This is a genomic window from Pandoraea sp. SD6-2 (assembly GCF_000389825.1).
Classification (GTDB): Bacteria; Pseudomonadota; Gammaproteobacteria; order Burkholderiales; family Burkholderiaceae; genus Pandoraea; species Pandoraea communis.
In genome coordinates, this window is sequence record NZ_KB944444.1 from 157,436 (window position 1) to 176,333 (window position 18,898).

The following is an 18,898-nucleotide window of genomic DNA, read 5'->3' on the forward strand; positions in this document are numbered from 1 at the left end:
TGATGCTGTGGCCGGTGAGGCCCCGATGTCGAATGTCCGACTTTGCGCGGGGTAATCTTTCCTTCGGACGAAGGCTCGCCAGAAGTCTCCGCATCTTTTGATCGATGCCCCGTGTTGCGCCATACGAGTTCTTGTTGAGGTCTGGACGCATTTTCTGACTGCACCGCCCTTGCACCTAAAGCTCTCGAAGAGGTTAGGCACCAAAAGAAAAAGGCCCTCGGCAATTGCCTGAGGGCCTTATTCCGCGCGGTTCGCGCAAATTTGGTGGGTGGTACAGGGATTGAACCTGTGACCCCTGCCGTGTGAAGGCAGTGCTCTACCGCTGAGCTAACCACCCAAATCATTAACTAAATCAATGATTTAGTGCTGATTGCTAACGCTTTCGTTTCGCAATCAGGAGCAGAACTTTAACTGTTTTCGTAGAAGCCTGCAACTTTTCTTTCGTTCTTTTTTGCTGCCGCCGTGACGATATCTCTCGATCACTTCACGCCGTTTCTCGCGATGACTCGCAAGCAGCAAAGACCGCAATTATAGGGATGTTTTCTTCGCTTGGGAAGAGCGCCATGCGAAATTTTCGCAAAGTCCCGGATCGTGCTGCGCGAACTTACGCGGCGGAAGGCGCATCGCCTTCGGGCGGTGCCGGTTCTTTGCGCCACACGCACGTGCCCTTCACGCTCTTGTCGATGCCGTTCAGCACGTCATCGTGCAGCGCAATCTCTTCGGTCGCGGCTGCGATGATCGGCAGGTCGAACTGACGCAGCGAAATCTTCTCGCGATGTGCGCCGGCTTCCCCATCGTCGCCATCGTACGTATCCATGACGAGACTTTCCTGACCGCGCGTCATGGCGAGGTAGACGTCGGCAAGCAGTTCCGCGTCGAGCAATGCGCCGTGCAGCGTGCGGTGCGCATTGTTCACGCCGAGACGCTCGCAAAGGGCATCCAGCGAATTGCGTCGGCCTGGGAACATCTCGCGGGCCTGCATCAGCGTGTCGATAAGGCTTGCGCAGTGCTGCATGAATGGCGGCCAGCCGAGACGGCCGAACTCCATGTCGAGGAAGCCCAAATCGAACGCGGCGTTGTGGATGATGATCTCAGCGTCGCGGCAATATTCGCGCAACTCTTCAGCGATCTCGGCGAATTTGGGCTTGTCGGAGAGGAACTCGGTGGTCAACCCGTGCACCGCCAGTGCGCCCGGATCGCTGTCGCGTTCGGGGTTGATGTAGAAGTGCAGGTTGTTGCCGGTCAGGCGGCGATTGACCAGTTCGACGCAACCGATTTCCAGCAGACGGTCACCCGTCTTGGCATTCAGGCCAGTGGTTTCGGTATCGAGGATCAGTTGTCGCATGATGTTCGGTGAGTCTCGTGTGTTTTCGGAATTGGCGCGCTGCGGGCCATGACGCCTCACGCAACGCGCGGATGGTGCTTGTCGGATCGCCGTCGCCGCGCTAACCGCGACGCAGACTCTCCACGCCGCGATTGGCCAATTGGTCGGCGGCTTCGTTGCCTTCGTGCCCCGCGTGGCCTTTCACCCAGCGCCAGTCGATCTCGTGTTTCTGCGAAACGACATCGAGCGTTTGCCAGAGATCGGCGTTCTTCACCGGCGCTTTGGCTGCCGTTTTCCAGCCGCGCGTCTTCCAGCCGTGAATCCACTCGCTGATGCCTTTCTGCACGTATTGCGAGTCGGTGTGGAGCACAACGTGGCAGGGCTTGGTCAGCGCTTCGAGCGCGCGAATGACGGCAAGCAGTTCCATGCGGTTATTGGTGGTGTTGGCTTCGCCGCCGAACATTTCCTTGCGGTGTTTGCCCGCGACGAGCAGGGCGCCCCAACCGCCGGGGCCGGGGTTGCCTTTGCAGGCACCGTCGGTATAAATCTCAACTTGCGGCAAGGTCATCTCTCAAACAATCAATCGGGCGCGTCGGTCGCTTCGGCCATCTGGCGATGCGTGGTGTTGGGCGTAGCGACCGGTGCCGCCGCTGGCTGGAGGCCGAGTATACGCTTGCGGACTTTGCCGACCAAGCGCATGCCCCGCACCCGCTTGACCGCCCGCACTGCATAAAGCGCACCGAAGATCGGCCACCAACGGTCGCCTGCCGGTTCCATGAACTCGAAGCGTTGCAGCCAGTGGTCGCCGCGCAACGGCGGACGATAGCAACCGAAGCGTCCGCGATCGATGTCGAAGGACAGCAGCTTAAGCCAGTCTTTCAGACGCGTGAACGCAATGAGATCGGCGCCCGGCGGCAGAAATGGCGCACCGGCCAGCTTGCCCAGTTCCTCGCGCGCGCCCCACAGGCTCAGATTGTTGAAGCCGGTGATGATGACTTGTCCCTCGGGCACGAGAATACGCTCGACCTCGCGCAGGATGTCGTGCGGATTCTCGGCAAATTCGAGCACGTGCGGCAGTACGACAAGATCGGTGCTTGCCGTGGCGATGGGCAACTCGTCGAACCGGCTCACGAGGATGTCGCGGGCGACCATGGCCGCCGAACTCGCGTCGCACGACGGTGTGCTGCCGGTCGTATCGCTGGCGGCCTTGGTCATGAGCGGCGGTGCTTCAGCGCCGCGCGCGGCAGGAAGAATGAGGCCCCGGTAAGGCATGCGGTTCTCGCGCAGCGTATCCAGCTCGGGACGGCCGAGTTGCAGCGCGTGATAGCCGAACAGATCCCCGACCCATTGGTCGAAGAGGGCCTGTTCCCACGCGAGCGCGTAGCGGCCTGGCGGTGAGACGAGCCAGACGGGCCAGTCTATAATCGGACGTTCTGACATGGTGGCGAGTATATATGGATGCGCACACAGATGCGGCGAGTAAGCAGTCGGCCGGTACACTGACAGTCTTTCCCGTCCCCGCGTTCCAGGACAATTATCTCTGGGTCATCGATGACGGCAAAGATGCCGTAGTCGTCGACCCGGGCGACGCCGCCCCGGTGCTCGCCTATCTCGAATCGCGCGGCCTCACGCTGCGCGCCATTCTCGTCACGCACAAGCATGCCGACCACATTGGCGGCGTCGGCACGCTGCTCGAGCATTTCGACGTTCCCGTGCACGGCCCGGCCCGTGAGGCCATCGCATGTGTCGATCATCCGCATGACGGTGGCGAGACGGTTCACATTGCAGCCCCGGCCATGACATTGGAAGTGATCGACGTGCCCGGCCACACGTCGGGCCATATCGCGTACTTCCTCGGCACCGGTGCAGGCGCACCGCGCCTGTTCTGCGGCGACACACTGTTCTCGTGCGGTTGCGGCCGCCTGTTCGAGGGCACGCCCGCGCAGATGCTCGCGTCGCTCGATGCGCTTGCGGCACTCCCGCCCGCCACGCTCGTGCACTGCGCTCACGAATACACCCTGTCGAACATTCGCTTCGCGCTGGCCGTCGATCCGGACAACGCGGCACTTGCCGCGTGGCATCGGCAGGCAACGGCGCTTCGCGATGCCGGTCGCCCAACGCTGCCCACCACGCTCGCTCAGGAGCGGGAGACGAACCCTTTCCTGCGCAGCGACGCGCCGGCTGTCATCGCCGCCGCCCAAGCACATGCCGGCCACGCCACGCCTTCCCGCGAGGCGGTATTCGCCACCGTGCGCCGTTGGAAAGATACCTTCCGCTAATCGGAGTGCTTCATGACCGGAGTGCGTCATGCTGTCAATAGCGTGACGCATCATGACTTCTGCTATGAGACGGACGTTGACATCTTCGTGCGCGCCTGCTCAACCCTGCCGGATCGCCTCGAATGCGAAGTTTCGGTACCGTTTCGATGGCATCGAGTACGCCGCTCAGATGTATCTCTTCGACCACATTGCTGGAAATTAAACTAAGGGATAACCCCCATTTTTGGGGCGTTTGGGCATAAATTTTGCAAAAAAATTAGGCAGAAAGGTTGACGCATCCGAAGGGTTTCCTTACCATCCATGCCAATTTCATGAAGATGTCACTCAATTTGAGCCCGATCAATGCGACTTCTCGTTAGCTTGCTACTGACGCTGCTTCTTGCGGCTTGCGCCAGCACAGCGCCGACTACAGGTGCGTCGAATTCCACCCCCGAAGCGCAGAGCAAGTCACCTCTCGCGTCGACCGCCAAAGGCAAGCAGCGAGTCTCCAGCGATCAAACCATCGATCTCGATAACGACTCGTTGAACGATCTGGCCTACGGCACCGACGCCGATCTCTGGTCACGCATTCGTCATGGTTTCGCCATCCCCGATCTGGATACCGACCTCGCGCAGGACCGCACGCAGTGGTACGCACAGCGTCCTGAATACGTCGAGCGCATGATCCAGCGGTCGAACAAATATCTGTTCCACATCGTTGAAGAACTTGAGCGCCGTCACATGCCGACGGAGCTGGCGTTGCTGCCGTTTGTGGAAAGTGCGTACAACCCGCAGGCGCTCTCGACGGCCAAGGCCGCCGGTATGTGGCAGTTCATTCCGAGCACGGGCAAGACGTACAACCTCAAGCAGAACATGTTCCAGGACGAGCGCCGCGACGTGCTCGCCTCGACGACCGCCGCGCTCGATTACCTCTCGAAGCTCTATGCGATGTTCGGCGACTGGCACCTGGCGCTCGCTGCCTATAACTGGGGCGAGGGCAACGTGCAACGCGCGATCGACCGCAATCAGGCGCAAGGTCTGCCCACCGATTACCTGAGCCTGCGTATGCCGACCGAGACACGTTATTACGTGCCGAAGCTGCAGGCGATCAAGAACATCATTGCGCATCCGGACCTCTACAGCGTGAAGCTGCCCGAGATTCCGAATCACCCGTATTTCGTCAGCGTGACCACCAAGCGCGACATCGACGTGGCGCTCGCCGCGAAGCTGGCCGATCTGCCGCTCGACGAATTCCATGCACTCAACCCGTCGTTCCGCAAGCCCGTGATTCTCGGCGCCGCGCAGCCGCAAATTCTGCTGCCGTTCGACAGCGCCGAAGTGTTCCAGCGCCGGTTGAAGGGCTACGACAAGCCGCTGTCGAGCTGGACGACGTACACGTCGGCTTCGCGTGAGCGTCCGGAAGATGTGGCGCTCAAGCTGGGTGTCGACGCTGCCATCATCCGCTCGGTCAACAACATTGCACCGCGTATGCGTCTGAAGGCCGGCTCGACGCTGCTGGTGCCGCGTTCGAACGACATCGATCAGGACATCAGCGCGTCGGTGGCCAGCAACGCGGTGCTGGCGCTGGAGCCGGATCTTCCCGACACCCGCAAGGTCATGGTGCGTGCGCGCAAGCACGACACGCTCGCCAGCGTTGCCTCGCGCAGCGGTGTGAGTGTGGCGCAGATCAAGAGCTGGAACCGCCTGCGTCGCGATACGCTCACGTCGGGCCAACTGCTGGTGCTGCATGTACCGGTCAAGGATGCCTCACGCGTGATGGCCGCTTCCGCCGCACCGGCGGCACCGGCAGCCAAGGAAGACGACGACGCACCGCGCACGCGCATGGTGCGTGGCAAGAACGGCAAGATGATTCGCGTGGTCGACCGCCGCCCGGCCGCCAGTCCGGCCAAGGCCGCCGTGGCCAGCAGCAAGACCGCCCCGGCAAAGGTCGCGTCGAAGGCGCCCGCGAAGGCCCAGGCAAAGACGGTAGCCAAGACGGCTGCCAAGGCGCCCGCGAAGGTCACCAAGACGGCGCAGCGCTAAGCGCCAGTCTTCTCCGGTTCACCCGGCGATCATCGCATCGCCGGCGTCAAACAAAACGCCCGTGAGGATCTCCCTCACGGGCGTTTTGTATTTGCGGCCGGGAATGTCTCCCGCGTCTCTGGGCCCGCTTCACACCTGCTTCGGAAAATTCCTATGAATAGACCGGCTCTCGTTTCCTATGATGAAGACGCGGATGGATCCGTTCGGATTCACTCAAAAAGGAATCCTAAATGAAGGGTCAAATGGGAACCACGAAGGCAGTGACCGAACTTGATGTGCTGTCCTCGGTGGACGCCACCCATGCTATGCGCGGTGTTCCTGGCAATGGCGCTGGTGGCATCGCGGTCCCGCCGCGCAGTTTCTCGCCGATTTGTATTCCGCCGTTGCCGGTGGCCACTGGGGGTAACGCCTGAGGTGACGGATTCGATGCGAATCGGAGCCAACTCGTGTGCGAACGCGCTGGTTTTCCGTCATCTGGCGCTCGATGTGCACGTCGTGGGTATCGATGGGCATATGGTGGTGCACAAGCTCTCCCGCGATCGCCACTTGAATCTCTCATACGACCATTCACAAGCGCTACGCCGTTTGATCGGCGTTCAGCGTCAGCCGTTTTACGCCAACGCGTGGGCCGTGGCGCAGGGACACATCGTCGGTGACGATCCGCCGCGCCGAGAGCAACTCGCCGTGATCTTCGAGACACCCGCCTGAGCCGAGGTGGAGCGCGGTGAGCCGCGGCAAGTTGGCGTTACGACTCAATTCAAACGGAGCCCGCAATGAGAATTGCCCGCCTGAGACCTGGGCCGGCCGAGCGGCACGTGCCGTTGCCCGGAGCCGTCGTACTGCGTGCCCTGGATGGCCAGCCCGCAGCCCGCATTTGTCCTGAAACGAGCGGTGAGCGCCAGCACACGAGTGGCCAGAGCGAGTTGCTGGCCTGGTATGTGAGCGGCCACGTATTCCGCAAGGAGGATGGTCAGGAAGTGGCGCCGGGGCTCGAACTGGCCCGCACGGCGATCGAATCGCCGGAGCGCTTCGTCGAGCAGTTCTGGGGGCATTACCGGGTCATCGTGCACGACCGCTGGTGCGCGACGACGCTCGTTCTGTGCGACCCATGTGGCCACTGTCCGACGTATTACCGCTTTTGCCGAGACGGGGCGGTGCATGTCGCCGCGAACCCGGCTTCGATTGCCGACGCCCGCCCGGCGTTCAATAGCGACGCACTCAAGTCCTTTCTCGTTCATGGCGACATTGGTGGCGTGCAGTGTGCGCTGCACGACGTGGAACGTCTGCCGCTGGGACATGCGCTGTGGATTCCCGAGCGCGGCGCGCCGAAGACCCGTGTCGTGTGGTGGCCGTCGTGGCAACAGCGCGGCGACGCGAATGGGGCCGGCGAAGTGGCGTCTGGCGAGGGGGTGCTGGGACTGTTGCGCCGATCGGCAGAGCGGTGCCTCGGAGACAAGCCTGCCGTGCTTGAGCTGTCGGGCGGCGTCGAGTCGACATCGCTCGCGTTGGCGCTTGCCGAGTCGGGGCGTGCCGGCAACTGCACTGCGGTGAATCATCGTGATCCGGCATTGCCATCGAGCGACAGGTCGCATCATGCGGACAACGTCGCGCGGCATGTGCGTATGGCGTTCGAGCGTTTCGATATCGAACATGGCGCGTTTTCTCCGCCTGCGACGATCCCGCGTCTGGCGCGTCCTGCGCTGCATGTGTGCATGCTCGCGCAGCTCGACGCCCTGCGCGAACGGCTGACGTCTTACCGCGACCACCGGCTCGTCAACGGGCATGGCGGCAATGCCATCTTCCTCGCCTCGCCACCTGATGGCGCGCTTCTCGATGCTTTTGCCGACGGTCAGTGGCGGCGAGGATTCGGTGCGTGGCGAGATCTGGCGGTGATGCAGCGCTTGCCGCTATGGTGGGTGTTGCAGCGCGCCTTCGTGCAGTTGCGGCAGCGTCACGCCGATCCCCTGGCAGCACAGGCGAGCGATCTGCTTACGGCAGCGGCCTGCGATGGTCAGGCCGAGGGCACTGAGCCGCTCGCCCAGGCGTGGCTCGCGCAATGGCCGCTTCGGATACGCCCAGGCAAGCGCGTGCAGATTCTGCGCACGCTGGGTAACCTTCGCGACATCGAGGTGCACCCGTCGCTGGCTGCGAGCGGCACGGTGTTTCCGTTCCTGACGCAGCCGGTCATCGAAGCGGGTTTCGCCATGCCGACGTACCGCCTTTTCAATGCGATCTACAACCGGCTGCCGTTGCGCCGCGCGGCCTATCTTGCAAGCGGCCTGCCGAATCTCTGGCAGCGCGACAAGGGGATGACGACGGGCATCGTGGAGGCGGGCGTGGCGGCCAACCTCCAGCATGTGGAAGAGGTGTGTCTGGAGGGCTACTGTGCTGTGTCGGGATGGATCGACCGCGACGCATGCCGGCGGGCCATCGGCCGCATTGCGCATCACCATCTCGAATCGATGGCGACGATCCGGCGCTTGTATGCCGTAGAGATGTTCGTGCGCGGCTGGCGGGAGGATGCAGGCCAGCATCGGGCGGCACCGGCATGACGTGTCGGACGGGCAGGCCGACAACACAACAACACAACAACGCGGCAACATCGCCGACCCGGCCTGACGCCATGTCCGTGTAATCCCCTAGGGTTTCGCGGGCAGGGCGAGGTCGCCCGGTAAGCCTTCCGTAAGCGTCAACGCGCACACTGAACGCGAGGCACGTCACCCGTGCCTGACGATTTCATTGCACCGAAACGCATTGCCGTTCGATGGCGATGCGCGACCGACTCCGCCGGCCCGATCCGGCGCCGCGCCAGCTCCGTTTCGCCCCGGCACCGCCGGTATGGCATGACGGGCGCGCGAGCCAATTCATATATGCAAGGAGACAATATGACTTCGTATGCGTCGTTTCACGCCCGCTCGATTACCCCCGATTCGCGCGCGGCCTTCTGGGAGGAGCAGGCCCGGCTGATCGATTGGGAGACACCTTTTACGCAGGTGCTCGACTATGACAAGCCGCCGTTTGCCCGCTGGTTCGTCGGTGGTCGAACGAATCTGTGCCACAACGCCGTCGACCGCCACCTTCCGTCGCGCGGCACGCAAAACGCACTGATCTGGGTGTCGACGGAGACCGAACAGGAACGTGTCTACACGTACGACGAACTGGCCGCGGAAGTCAATCGCATGGCAGCGTCGTTGCAATCGCTGGGCGTTGCGCGTGGCGAGCGGGTGCTGATCTACATGCCGATGGTGCCTGAGGCGTTGTTCGCGATGCTCGCGTGTACGCGTCTGGGCGCAATCCACTCGGTGGTGTTTGGCGGCTTCGCGTCCGTCAATCTGGCGACCCGCATCGACGACGCGCGACCGAAAGTCATCGTCTCGGCCGACGCCGGTTCGCGCAATGGCAAGGTCGTTCCGTACAAGCCGTTGCTCGACGAGGGCATCACGCTTGCGCAGTACAAACCGTCGAGCGTGTTGCTCGTCGACCGGGGGTTGGCACCGATGACGCGTGTGGAAGGCCGCGATGTCGACTACGCGTCATTGCGCGAACAACACCTCGATGCCTTGGTGCCATGCGAATGGCTTGAGTCGAGTGAGCCGTCCTACGTGCTCTACACGTCTGGCACGACGGGCAAACCGAAAGGGGTGCAACGCGATACCGGCGGATATGCGGTGGCGCTGGCGGCGTCGATGCAGCATATTTTCTGCGTGAAACCGGGCGACACGATGTTCTGCGCGTCGGACATCGGTTGGGTGGTCGGACACAGCTACATCGTGTACGCGCCGTTGCTCGCGGGCATTGCCACCGTGATGTACGAGGGCACGCCGATCCGTCCCGATGGCGGGATCTGGTGGCGCATTGTCGAGAAATACAAGGTAACGCAGCTTTTCACCGCCCCGACGGCGATTCGTGTGCTTAAGAAGCAGGATCCGGCGTACCTGACGCAATACGACCTGTCGTCGCTGCGGCTGATTTTCCTCGCAGGCGAGCCGCTCGACGAGCCGACGGCGCGCTGGCTCACCGAGGGCGTAGGCAAGCCGGTCGTCGACAACTATTGGCAGACCGAGACCGGTTGGCCGATCCTCGGCATGACGCGTGGCGTCGAAGTCTTGCCGGGCAAGCTCGGATCGCCGGGCAAGCCGGTGTACGGCTACGATGTGAAGCTTGTTGACGAGGTGACGGGAGAGGACTGCGGCCCGAACCAGAAGGGCGTGCTGGCCATCGAAGGGCCGCTGCCACCCGGGTGCATGAGCACGGTGTGGGGCGACGATGCCCGCTTCGTCAAAACCTATTGGCAGACGGTGCCGGGCCGCACGCTGTACTCCAGCTTCGACTGGGGGCTGCGCGACGAGGATGGGTATTACTTCATTCTTGGCCGCACCGATGACGTCATCAACGTCGCGGGTCACCGGCTGGGTTCGCGTGAGATCGAGGAGAGCATTGCAAGTCATCCCGCCGTGGCGGAAGTGGCGGTCATCGGTGCCCAGGATGCGCTCAAGGGGCAAGTGGCGATCGCATTTGCAGTGTTGCGTCAGCCGGAACTGGCCGCGACGCCCGAGGCGCGTCTGGCGCTGGAAGGCGATGTCATGAAGACGGTCGACAAGCAATTGGGCGCGGTAGCGCGTCCGGCGCGAGTATTCTTCGTGACCACGCTGCCCAAGACGCGCTCCGGCAAACTGCTGCGCCGTGCGATTCAGGCGATATGCGAGGGCCGCGAGACGGGCGATCTGATCACGCTTGAGGACCCGGTGGCGCTGGAGCAGGTGCGCGATGCCGTGAAGGGCGTGTAGCTGATCGAGGGCTTCGGGAGCGAAGCCTTCGATGACGATGACGGAAAGCAAGACTGCGGCGCATCCGATTTTTCGGACTGCGCCGCAGTGCATTTTGACGGCGGATATGATTCGATATCGGTAATCGACGTCGCGTTACGACATGCGGTCGACCATCGCCGGTATGATCTCGCGAGACGTCTGCGGGACAGGCGACTGTTTTATCCGCGGCGGGCGTGCGCGCCCATGACCGTTCATTACTCATCGACATGACTTCACCCAACCCGGCCGCGTGGCGGCAGAAAGCGATGCTCCTTGTGGTGTCCGTCGGCTTCTTCATGCAGACGCTGGACTCGACGATCGTCAATACGGCGCTGCCTGCCATGGCGCGCGATCTCGGTCAATCGCCGTTGCACATGCAGGCGGTGGTCATCGCCTATGCGCTGACCATGGCCGTGACGATTCCGTTATCGGGATGGCTGGCGGACCGCCTGGGCACGCGTGTGGTTTTCTCCAGTGCATTGACGATTTTCTCCATCGGCTCTGCAATGTGCGCCTATTCCGGCACGCTCGAGGCGCTGGTCTGGTGGCGCGTGGTGCAGGGATTCGGCGGGGCGATGCTGCTGCCGGTGGGACGGCTGGCGGTGTTGCGCACCTTCCCGCGCGAGCAATTCTTGCAGGCGCTCGCATTCGTTGCGGTGCCGGGAATGATCGGTCCATTGATCGGGCCGACGCTGGGCGGGTGGCTCGTCAAGGTGGCGTCGTGGCATTGGGTGTTCCTGATCAACGTGCCGGTTGGGGTGGCGGGGTGCGTGGCGGCGCACTTCTTTCTGGTTAACGCGCGCGCCCCGCACCAGACGCCGTTCGACCTCAAGGGCTATCTGTTGCTCTGCGTCGGTATGGTGGCGACCTCGCTGGCGCTCGACCGGCGTGCCGACATGGCGGGCGCGCACGCCCTCATGCTGGTGTTGCTGGTGGTGGGGTTTGCCGGCTTTGTCGCCTACGGGCTATACGCGAACCGAGCGCCGCAGCCGTTGTTTTCGCTGGCGATGTTTCGTGTGCACACGTTCAGCGTCGGGTTGCTGGGCAACCTCTTTGCGCGAATCGGCATCGCGGCGGTGCCCTATCTCGTGCCGCTGCTGCTGCAAGTGAGCCTTGGCTATACGGCCTTCGAAGCGGGGCTGCTGATGCTGCCGATCACGATCACGGGCATTTTCGCCAAGAGTCTCGCGACACATCTGGTCATGCGTTACGGCTATCGGCCGGTGCTGGTGTGGAACACGATCCTTGCCGGATGCGTGATGGCGAGCTTCGCCGCCGTCACCCCCAACTATCCGATGCCATTGTTGATCATCCAGTTGGGGATTCTCGGCGGCATCAATTCGATACAGTTCACGGCCATGAACACGCTGACGCTCAAGGACCTGACTCCAGACGATGCCAGCGGTGGCAACAGCCTGTTCTCGCTCGTGCAGATGCTGGCAATGAGCTTTGGTCTGACCGTGGGCGGTGCGCTTCTGGTGACGTTTACCGGGGCGTTCGGCGCGAGTGAGGGCGTTGGGGCGCTGCCCGCATTCCGGTCGACGTTCGCGTGCGTCGGCGTGATCACCTGTTGTTCTGCATGGATCTTCGCGCAGTTGACCGATCGTGAGCAGATGGCCGATGGCGACGGCGACACGCAGGCACAGGCCGTGACGGCTACGCCTGCGCCGCCGACAAATTAGCCGCGACGAATCGAAATGACCATGGGGGACGCTTAGGCCCTTCAGCCCCTTGAAGTAAAGGGTTTGTCGAGAATTTCAGGTGCGCGAATGGCATCGATCAGCAGGCCGAGGAAGGCTTCGACGGGGGCGGGCAGGGTGCGACCGGCCATCGTCTGCACTTGCAGTGAGCGCTGATGCAGTGCCGGATTCCGAATGGGAATGGCGACGAGCCCTTCGGGCGCGAGACGACTGCGCACCGTGAGCAGACCTGTGAGTGTCACCGCATTGCCTGAGCGCACGAAGCTGTGCAATGCGGCGTGATAGTTGCTCACGAACACCGGTTCGAACAACAGGCCTTCGAGCGTGCAGCAAAGGTCGAACATCTGCCGGATGGTCACGCCGGCGTTCGACAGTGCCAGCGGATACGGCAGCAGGTCGGCCAGCGCGACGTCGCGCCGTTTGGCGAGCGGGTGGCGCTTGGCCATCAGGGCATAGATCGGCGCTGGCTGCGTGTGCACGACCTGCACCCCTTTTTCAGGGGCGACGCTGAAACATACGGCGATGTCGGCCTCGCCATCTCGCACCCGTACGGTGGCTTCGAACGGCGAGACGACGTCGAGCAGGAAGTGTGCGCCGGGATACGTTTCGCGAAAGCGCGCAAAGACTTGTGGCAGGAAATCCCGCGCCACCCCCTCGGCGCTGGCGACGCGAATCGTCGCGCGTCCCACTTCCGCGAGTCCTCGGATTTCCGAGGTGACACGCTCAGCATCGAGCAGCACGCGACGCGCATGATCGGCGAGCAACTCACCGGCTTCGCTTAACACCATGCCACGTGGCCGGCGTTCGAACAGCGGCGTGCCCAGATCCTCCTCGAGCTTTGCGATCTGACGGCTCAGGGCCGAGACGGCCACATGCAGGCGCTCCGAGGCGCGACTGAGCGAGCCCGTACGGGCGACTTCGAGAAAGTAACGCAGCGCGTGAGTTTGCATGGGCGAGAGACCGAATGACGAACGCGGAATAGCGCGATCGATCGTGAGTGTGACTTCGATTTTTGCTTTGCCGAAACGGCAAAGAAACCTTCGAAATATTATCATTGTTGTCAAAAATACCCGCTCCTAGAATGGCCTGAACGGTTGTGCCGCAGCGTGCTGCCGACACGCGTCGCAGTGATGTGCGAGACAGGCCGCCGTGCTCTCACAAGCCATCTGGAGACAAGCAGTGACACGTAGCGCAGCGATTTCCCAAGCCACCGCCCAATACGACTCGGGCGCGTTCCTCGATGTTCTTAACCGTCGCGTCGCCTACAAGACCGAGAGTCAGGAGGCGGATAGCGGTGACGTTTTGCACGCTTACCTCTCCGATGAAATGACGCCCGCGCTCGCGGCGCTTGGCTTCACGTCGCGCATCGTGCCCAATCCGGTGCCGGGCGGCGGGCCGTTCCTGATCGCGCAGCGTCACGAAAGCGACGACGCGCCCACGGTGCTCACCTACGGACACGGCGACGTGGTGCGAGGCTATGACGCGCAATGGCGCGACGGCCTGAAGCCGTGGGAGATTGTGGTGGAGGGAGATCGCTGGTACGGACGCGGCACCGCCGACAACAAGGGCCAGCACACGATCAATCTGGCGGCGCTGGCGGAGGTATTGGCTTCGCGCGGCGGCAAGCTCGGATACAACGTGAAGATGATCGTGGAGATGGGCGAAGAGATGGGCTCGCCTGGGCTGCACGCGATCTGCGAGCAATTGCGCGACGAGTTGCGAGCCGACGTGCTGATTGCCTCCGACGGGCCGCGGTTGACGGCGGAGCGTCCCACGGTATTCCTCGGTTCGCGGGGGCTGGTCAATTTCAAACTCAGCCTGAACTTGCGCGATGGTGGTCATCACTCGGGCAACTGGGGCGGGCTGTTACGCAATCCTGGGGTGGTGCTGGCGAACGCGATTGCATCGATCGTCGACGGCAACGGGAAGATTCTCGTGGAGGGGCTGCGTCCGCCCGAGCTGCCGGTGTCGGTGCGTCGTGCGCTCGCCGGGCTGGAGGTTGGCGGTGGGCCGAACGATCCCGAGGTCGACGTCGACTATGGCGAGCCTGGGCTGACGCCGACCGAGCGCGTGATCGGCTGGAACAACATTGAGGTATTGGCGTTCAAGACAGGTAATCCTGAGAAGCCCGTCAACGCGATTCCCCCATATGCCTATGCGCACATGCAGATCCGCTTCGTTGTGGGCACCGACTGGGAGCGGCTGGGAGAGATGTTGCGCGCGCATCTGGACGCGCACGGTTTCCCGATGGTCGAGGTCGAGGTGGAGCGCGGTGTGATGGCCACGCGTCTCGACCCGGATGACCCGTGGGTGCTGTGGGCGCTGGCATCGATGCGTGAGACGACCGGCAAGGCGCCGGTGCTGCTGCCGAATCTCGGCGGCACGCTCCCGAACGATGTGTTCGCCGATGTGCTCGGCCTGCCGACACTGTGGGTGCCGCACTCGTACCCGGCGTGTTCGCAGCACGCGCCGGACGAGCATCTGCTTGGATCCGTCGCGCGCGAAGCGTTGCAGATCATGGCGGGTCTGTTCTGGGATCTGGGGAATGTGGACCTGAAAGAGGGGAAGCCGCGATGAACAGCACCGTTGCCGCCACCGGGGCGGATCATGCGAGCGGCGCGTCCAGCGCCGGTAAGGAGGGCGCACGTACGGACGTGCCCGTCTACAAACTGATCGTCGCGACGTCCATCGGTAACGCGCTCGAATGGTACGACCTGATCGTCTACGGCTATTTTGCCGTGACGATTTCGAAGCTGTTCTTCCCCGCGCACGACGAGACTGTGTCGCTGCTGATGGCGCTGGGCACGTTTGCGCTGTCGTATCTTGCGCGTCCTCTGGGGGCCTTCGTGCTGGGCGCGTATGCGGATCGTCGTGGGCGCCGCGCCTCGCTGATGTTGTCGATTGCGATGATGACGGTGGGCACCGGGCTGATCGCGTTCATGCCGACGTATGCGGTGATCGGCGTATGGGCGCCGATTGGCATTTTCCTGTCGCGGCTGATGCAGGGGTTTTCGGCGGGCGGAGAGTTCGGTAGCTCGACGGCGTTCCTTGTCGAGCACGTGCCGAACCGGCCGGGCTTCATGTCGAGCTGGCAGTTCGCGAGTCAGGGAGCGAGCACGCTGCTGGCGTCGGCGTTCGGGGCGGTACTCACGGGTGCGTTGACGCAGCCGCAACTCGAGTCATGGGGGTGGCGTATTCCGTTCCTGTTCGGGATGCTGGTGGGGCCGATCGGGCTTTACATCCGGAAGTACATGGACGAGACGCCTGCGTTCGAGCACGACGTCGCGCGTAAGAACGCCGCGCGCACGGCTGACGGTGACGCGGGCAAATCGCCGGTATGGGAAGTGTTGGCGACGCAGAAGGCGCGTTTGCTGGTGTCCATCGGTGCGCTGGTGCTGACGACGACGGCGAACTACATGATCTTGTACATGCCCACGTATGCGACGAAGCAGCTTGGCTTGCCGCCGTCACAAGGCTTCATTGCGACGCTGGTGACGGGCTTCGTCATCATGACGCTGACGCCGTTCGTCGGTCATTGGTCGGACAAGATCGGGCGTATCCGTATCATGCTGGTGGCGGGGGTGTTGTTCCTGTGCACGGTGTATCCGGCGTTTGCGTTCATGAACGCGCATGCGTCGCTGGCGACGATGATGGTCGTGATGCTCTGGGTCGGCATGTTGAAGGCGGTGTACTTTGCGCCGATCCCCGCACTGATGTCGTCGCTGTTCCCGACGCGCACGCGCGCAACGGGTATGGCGGTCGGCTACAACCTCGGCACGACGATCTTCGGCGGCTTTACGCCGCTGGCGGTGGCATGGCTGATCGCGGCGTCGGGCAACAAGCTGGCGCCGGGGCTGTATCTGATGGTGGGGGCGGTGATCAGTCTGACGACACTGCTGATCGCGCGGGTGCGGCTGGGGGCGCGCTGAGGGGAGTGGTTGGTAGGTCGGGAGACCCGAGAGGAGGCGCGCGACGGTGTTGCGTGTGAGGATGGGCACGCGAGGCCGCCGTGGCGCCGCCTCGTGATGGCGAAGGTGGTGCGCGGCCTTAGTGATGTCGCCGCGGCGTACCGTCGCTGGACATGGCGGTGGGGGTGCCGAGTTCCTTGAGGAAGTGCTCCCGAACTAGCGCCAGGGAGTCGGTATCCGTGCGCGGGTAGCTTTGTTGCAGCGTGGTCGATACCTGGCGGGCGACGTCGGCGAGAATCACGCCCCAGATGGCCTCTTCCGACACCCTCTTCGTTTCCTGATACATCCCGATTTTCATTGAGCAGTACATCGTCTGATCTGCGGTCCAGACGCGCAGCATCTCCACAGCGTCGTCGTCATGCATGATGGAATCGGGGATCGGGCATGTTCTACAACCATCGACGGCCCCATCAGGCGCTGAAGATGAAAACCCCGGCTGAGGTATTTGCATTAGCCGCTTAATCTGAGCAGGTTTCACTGGGGCACTACACCACCCGCTGTGATACCGGTCTCAGCCGCAGGGGTGCCCGCACTGAGTGCAGGTGCCCCTCCCATAAAGATTGCCCAATTTTTCGGAAACGCCGTCGTCAGCTGCGGTATCGCGCCTGCCACATCCTCCTTTGCGGACGCTCCAGTTGTGACAGTGATGATGATTTCAAGTCCTATTATTAGACTCATATTTCTTAATCTTTTCTAGGGCCCATAACCCGACTCCAAGTGTGACGCCGGCCATGGCTCCGGCCTTTGCGGAGAGAACGAAGTCGGATATGTCAAAGTGAAATACACCTTTATTTATGGCGAAATACGCAGCGACTAAAAGTCTGGTAAAAAATCCTAATATTGATAGGAAGATTGTCGAATGCCAAGTTAGTAGTGCCAATGCCATCAACTCACTTCTTTTTTTCATTGTTAGATCCACTGTTAAATTGGGATTGCGTTTTTTAAGAAATGAATTCTGAAACGAATGATCCGGTAAGCGAGCCGGCGGTGCCCGAGGCAGTATCGGTAACTAGGCCTGCCGCGGCTTTTGTTATGACCTTGCCCGCTTGTGTCCCAATAGCAGCTCCCGACGCGGCTCCAACGGCCGCATTAGTGACATCGTCTCCCTTGATGATTGCCCCCATCGCCGCGCCACTAGCACTTGTGGAGACGGTCGCCAGAATGCCTCGCCCTTGCGTTGCCGCTCCGGTCGCGATCGCGATGAGCACATCGACACTACTCATGTCCTTTTCGCCGTTGAGTGCAGATTGAACTAGGACGTTCGACGTTCCACCTATCGCACCGCCAGCGGCCATGCTGGACACTGTCGCAGTGACACCACCAGCGATAGAGGGCGCTGCGGCCATGAGAACTGCCCAGTTCTTTAACAACTCCGTCGCTGGCTGGGCCGCGTCAGTGCCCAGCCCTCGCAATAGGTCAGATTGGGCCTGCTGGATGTCTTCATCGGACGCCCCATTTTTGGCCATGAACTCGCCCAACGACGCTGACGCGGCTCCAGCCCTCACGATTCCCTGTGGAAGCTGAAACTGGTTGTTTTCCAATTCCAGTCGCGACGCGACGCTCGCCGCAGTAGCATCGCCACCGGTTCCGGCGGTGATGCCTGCGACGACAGATTCAATCAGGTTCATCCGCGCTTCCTTCTCGCGTTGAGAGAGGTTTTCGGTACTTGTGTTTGCGACTGCGTTAAGCAAGTTGCCGAGAACCACACTTGCAGCACCGCCCGTCGCTCCGGCGCCGCAAGCGCTCCCGACCGCAGCGGCACCGGCGCAGCCCACGATGCCGTGCAATGCGGCACGAGCGGTTTCGCTCTTGAGGTCGTCCGCGATCTCCTTAACCTTCTCCACCGCGAGCGTCGTCGACCTGCCAACCGCTTTGCCCATCTGACCGACGGTCTGCGCGGCAGTCAACAGCGGGCTGGAGACCGCAACCGTCAATCCCGCTTGCTTGACTTCCCGCTCATGCAAGCGCTGTTCGGGTTTTGTTTTCGACAATCCCGATGCTCTTGCGTTAGCGGGGGTCCTTCTCCGGTAGCCATCCCTCTTCGATACGCTCGATCAGAAGCGTGTCATTCCATGCCGCGAGAATCGGTAGTTTCCGTTGCTCGTCGCTGATGCTTCCAACTTTCCATTCCTTTTCTCCATCCCATAACCACCAATCGGTGACCTTTCCAGTGTCGCTATCCACAATGCCGTTTCTAAATAAGGGAGGGGATGATGAATGGTTGGGAATAGGGGCGCGAAGGATTCTTTTTATAACTCCTTGTTTTTCTGCGGCGGAAACAGGGAAGAATATCCAAAAAGTCGTGTGAGATTCGATCAGGGCTTTTATTTCGTTTTCCGGTAGATTGAATTTGTTTGGGAAAATTCTTGTGACCGATCCAATTGGTTTAATTTTTTGCAAATTGAAAATATGCAAATCAAAATTTTGTTTTTATTTCAAATGCATCACCGGGTTTTGACATTATTTTAATCCTTTGTAGTCTATCGTTTTTAGAATGGATGCTCCTCTGGAGAGTGTTGCGACTACGGTCATGCAGGTGAATAAGGCTGAATTCAAGAACGTCAAGTAAACCAGAATTCTGGCGGTGGCTCGTTGTGGCTTCACTTTTTAGGATTTCGATCGTTAATTTTTCCTAGAATCCAAAGCCCGATTCCCAGCGGGATGCCAGCAGCTGTTCCTGCTTTTATGGAATATGTGAAATTGCTGATGCTAAAATAGAATCCTCCATATGAAAGAAAAAAATAAGCGGCAACAAGAAATCTTGCAGCTAACGTGATTATTGATAATGAGGATATGG

At 61.5% G+C, this 18,898-nt stretch carries 16 protein-coding genes and 1 tRNA gene; 9 read left to right on the forward strand and 8 right to left on the reverse strand.

Annotation, left to right across the window (positions count from 1 at the left end):
• Positions 1 to 262: 262 nt before the first annotated feature.
• From C266_RS13665 to C266_RS13680, 4 genes are all read right to left on the reverse strand, one after another.
• Positions 263 to 337: transfer RNA gene (locus C266_RS13665), tRNA-Val, on the reverse strand.
• A 267-nt stretch (positions 338 to 604) separates the two neighbouring features.
• Entirely contained in the window at positions 605 to 1,345 is a 741-nt protein-coding gene (dnaQ, locus tag C266_RS13670; protein WP_010805937.1) for a DNA polymerase III subunit epsilon, read from the reverse strand.
• 100 nt (positions 1,346 to 1,445) lie between these two features.
• Positions 1,446 to 1,892: a ribonuclease HI gene (gene rnhA / locus C266_RS13675; RefSeq protein WP_010805938.1), complete on the reverse strand. Its 447-nt coding sequence runs from the start codon at positions 1,890 to 1,892 to the stop codon at positions 1,446 to 1,448.
• 11 nt (positions 1,893 to 1,903) lie between these two features.
• Positions 1,904 to 2,764, reverse strand: coding sequence for a methyltransferase domain-containing protein (locus tag C266_RS13680; protein ID WP_010805939.1), 861 nt, complete (start codon positions 2,762 to 2,764; stop codon positions 1,904 to 1,906).
• Between the two features lie 14 nt (positions 2,765 to 2,778).
• Here C266_RS13680 and gloB point away from each other — a divergent pair, with 14 nt between their 5' ends.
• The 7 genes from gloB (at position 2,779) to mdtD (ending at position 12,115) form a co-directional block, all read left to right on the forward strand.
• Positions 2,779 to 3,603, forward strand: coding sequence for a hydroxyacylglutathione hydrolase (gloB, locus tag C266_RS13685; protein ID WP_010805940.1), 825 nt, complete (start codon positions 2,779 to 2,781; stop codon positions 3,601 to 3,603).
• Between the two features lie 342 nt (positions 3,604 to 3,945).
• Positions 3,946 to 5,625, forward strand: coding sequence for a transglycosylase SLT domain-containing protein (locus C266_RS13690; RefSeq protein WP_010805941.1), 1,680 nt, complete (start codon positions 3,946 to 3,948; stop codon positions 5,623 to 5,625).
• 230 nt (positions 5,626 to 5,855) lie between these two features.
• Positions 5,856 to 6,038, forward strand: a complete 183-nt coding sequence (locus C266_RS13695; RefSeq protein WP_010805942.1) for a hypothetical protein — start codon at positions 5,856 to 5,858, stop codon at positions 6,036 to 6,038.
• Between the two features lie 13 nt (positions 6,039 to 6,051).
• Positions 6,052 to 6,333: a lasso peptide biosynthesis protein gene (locus tag C266_RS13700; protein ID WP_010805943.1), complete on the forward strand. Its 282-nt coding sequence runs from the start codon at positions 6,052 to 6,054 to the stop codon at positions 6,331 to 6,333.
• A gap of 65 nt (positions 6,334 to 6,398) precedes the next feature.
• A complete protein-coding gene (locus C266_RS13705; protein WP_036662947.1) occupies positions 6,399 to 8,177 on the forward strand; it encodes an asparagine synthase-related protein in 1,779 nt (592 codons plus the stop codon).
• Positions 8,178 to 8,510: 333 nt separating this feature from the next.
• On the forward strand, positions 8,511 to 10,412 hold the full coding sequence (locus C266_RS13710) for a propionate--CoA ligase (RefSeq protein WP_010805945.1): 1,902 nt from the start codon (positions 8,511 to 8,513) through the stop codon (positions 10,410 to 10,412).
• A gap of 248 nt (positions 10,413 to 10,660) precedes the next feature.
• A complete protein-coding gene (mdtD, locus tag C266_RS13715) occupies positions 10,661 to 12,115 on the forward strand; it encodes a multidrug transporter subunit MdtD (protein WP_081636283.1) in 1,455 nt (484 codons plus the stop codon).
• A 41-nt stretch (positions 12,116 to 12,156) separates the two neighbouring features.
• Here the strand turns inward: mdtD and C266_RS13720 are convergent, their stop codons facing one another.
• Positions 12,157 to 13,083 (reverse strand): LysR family transcriptional regulator, encoded by a 927-nt coding sequence (locus C266_RS13720; protein WP_036662995.1) that lies wholly within the window; start codon positions 13,081 to 13,083, stop codon positions 12,157 to 12,159.
• 229 nt (positions 13,084 to 13,312) lie between these two features.
• On the opposite strand from C266_RS13720, the gene C266_RS13725 reads away from it, so the two are divergent.
• Both C266_RS13725 and C266_RS13730 read left to right on the forward strand, forming a co-directional pair.
• A complete protein-coding gene (locus tag C266_RS13725; RefSeq protein ID WP_010805948.1) occupies positions 13,313 to 14,710 on the forward strand; it encodes a M20 family metallopeptidase in 1,398 nt (465 codons plus the stop codon).
• Positions 14,707 to 16,062, forward strand: coding sequence for an MFS transporter (locus C266_RS13730; RefSeq protein WP_010805949.1), 1,356 nt, complete (start codon positions 14,707 to 14,709; stop codon positions 16,060 to 16,062). The genes C266_RS13725 and C266_RS13730 overlap by 4 nt, the downstream gene beginning before the upstream one ends.
• Before the next feature lie 118 nt (positions 16,063 to 16,180).
• Here C266_RS13730 and C266_RS13735 read toward each other — a convergent pair whose 3' ends face one another.
• The 3 genes from C266_RS13735 to C266_RS26875 all read right to left on the reverse strand — a co-directional run bounded on the left by C266_RS13735 (position 16,181) and on the right by C266_RS26875 (position 18,501).
• On the reverse strand, positions 16,181 to 16,552 hold the full coding sequence (locus C266_RS13735; RefSeq protein ID WP_081636284.1) for a DUF5076 domain-containing protein: 372 nt from the start codon (positions 16,550 to 16,552) through the stop codon (positions 16,181 to 16,183).
• 490 nt (positions 16,553 to 17,042) lie between these two features.
• Positions 17,043 to 18,092, reverse strand: a complete 1,050-nt coding sequence (locus C266_RS26230; protein ID WP_051126310.1) for a hypothetical protein — start codon at positions 18,090 to 18,092, stop codon at positions 17,043 to 17,045.
• Positions 18,093 to 18,108: 16 nt separating this feature from the next.
• The gene (locus C266_RS26875) at positions 18,109 to 18,501 is read right to left on the reverse strand and encodes a hypothetical protein (RefSeq protein ID WP_246831186.1); all 393 of its coding nucleotides are present in this window, start codon (positions 18,499 to 18,501) and stop codon (positions 18,109 to 18,111) included.
• Between the last annotated feature and the right edge of the window lie 397 nt (positions 18,502 to 18,898).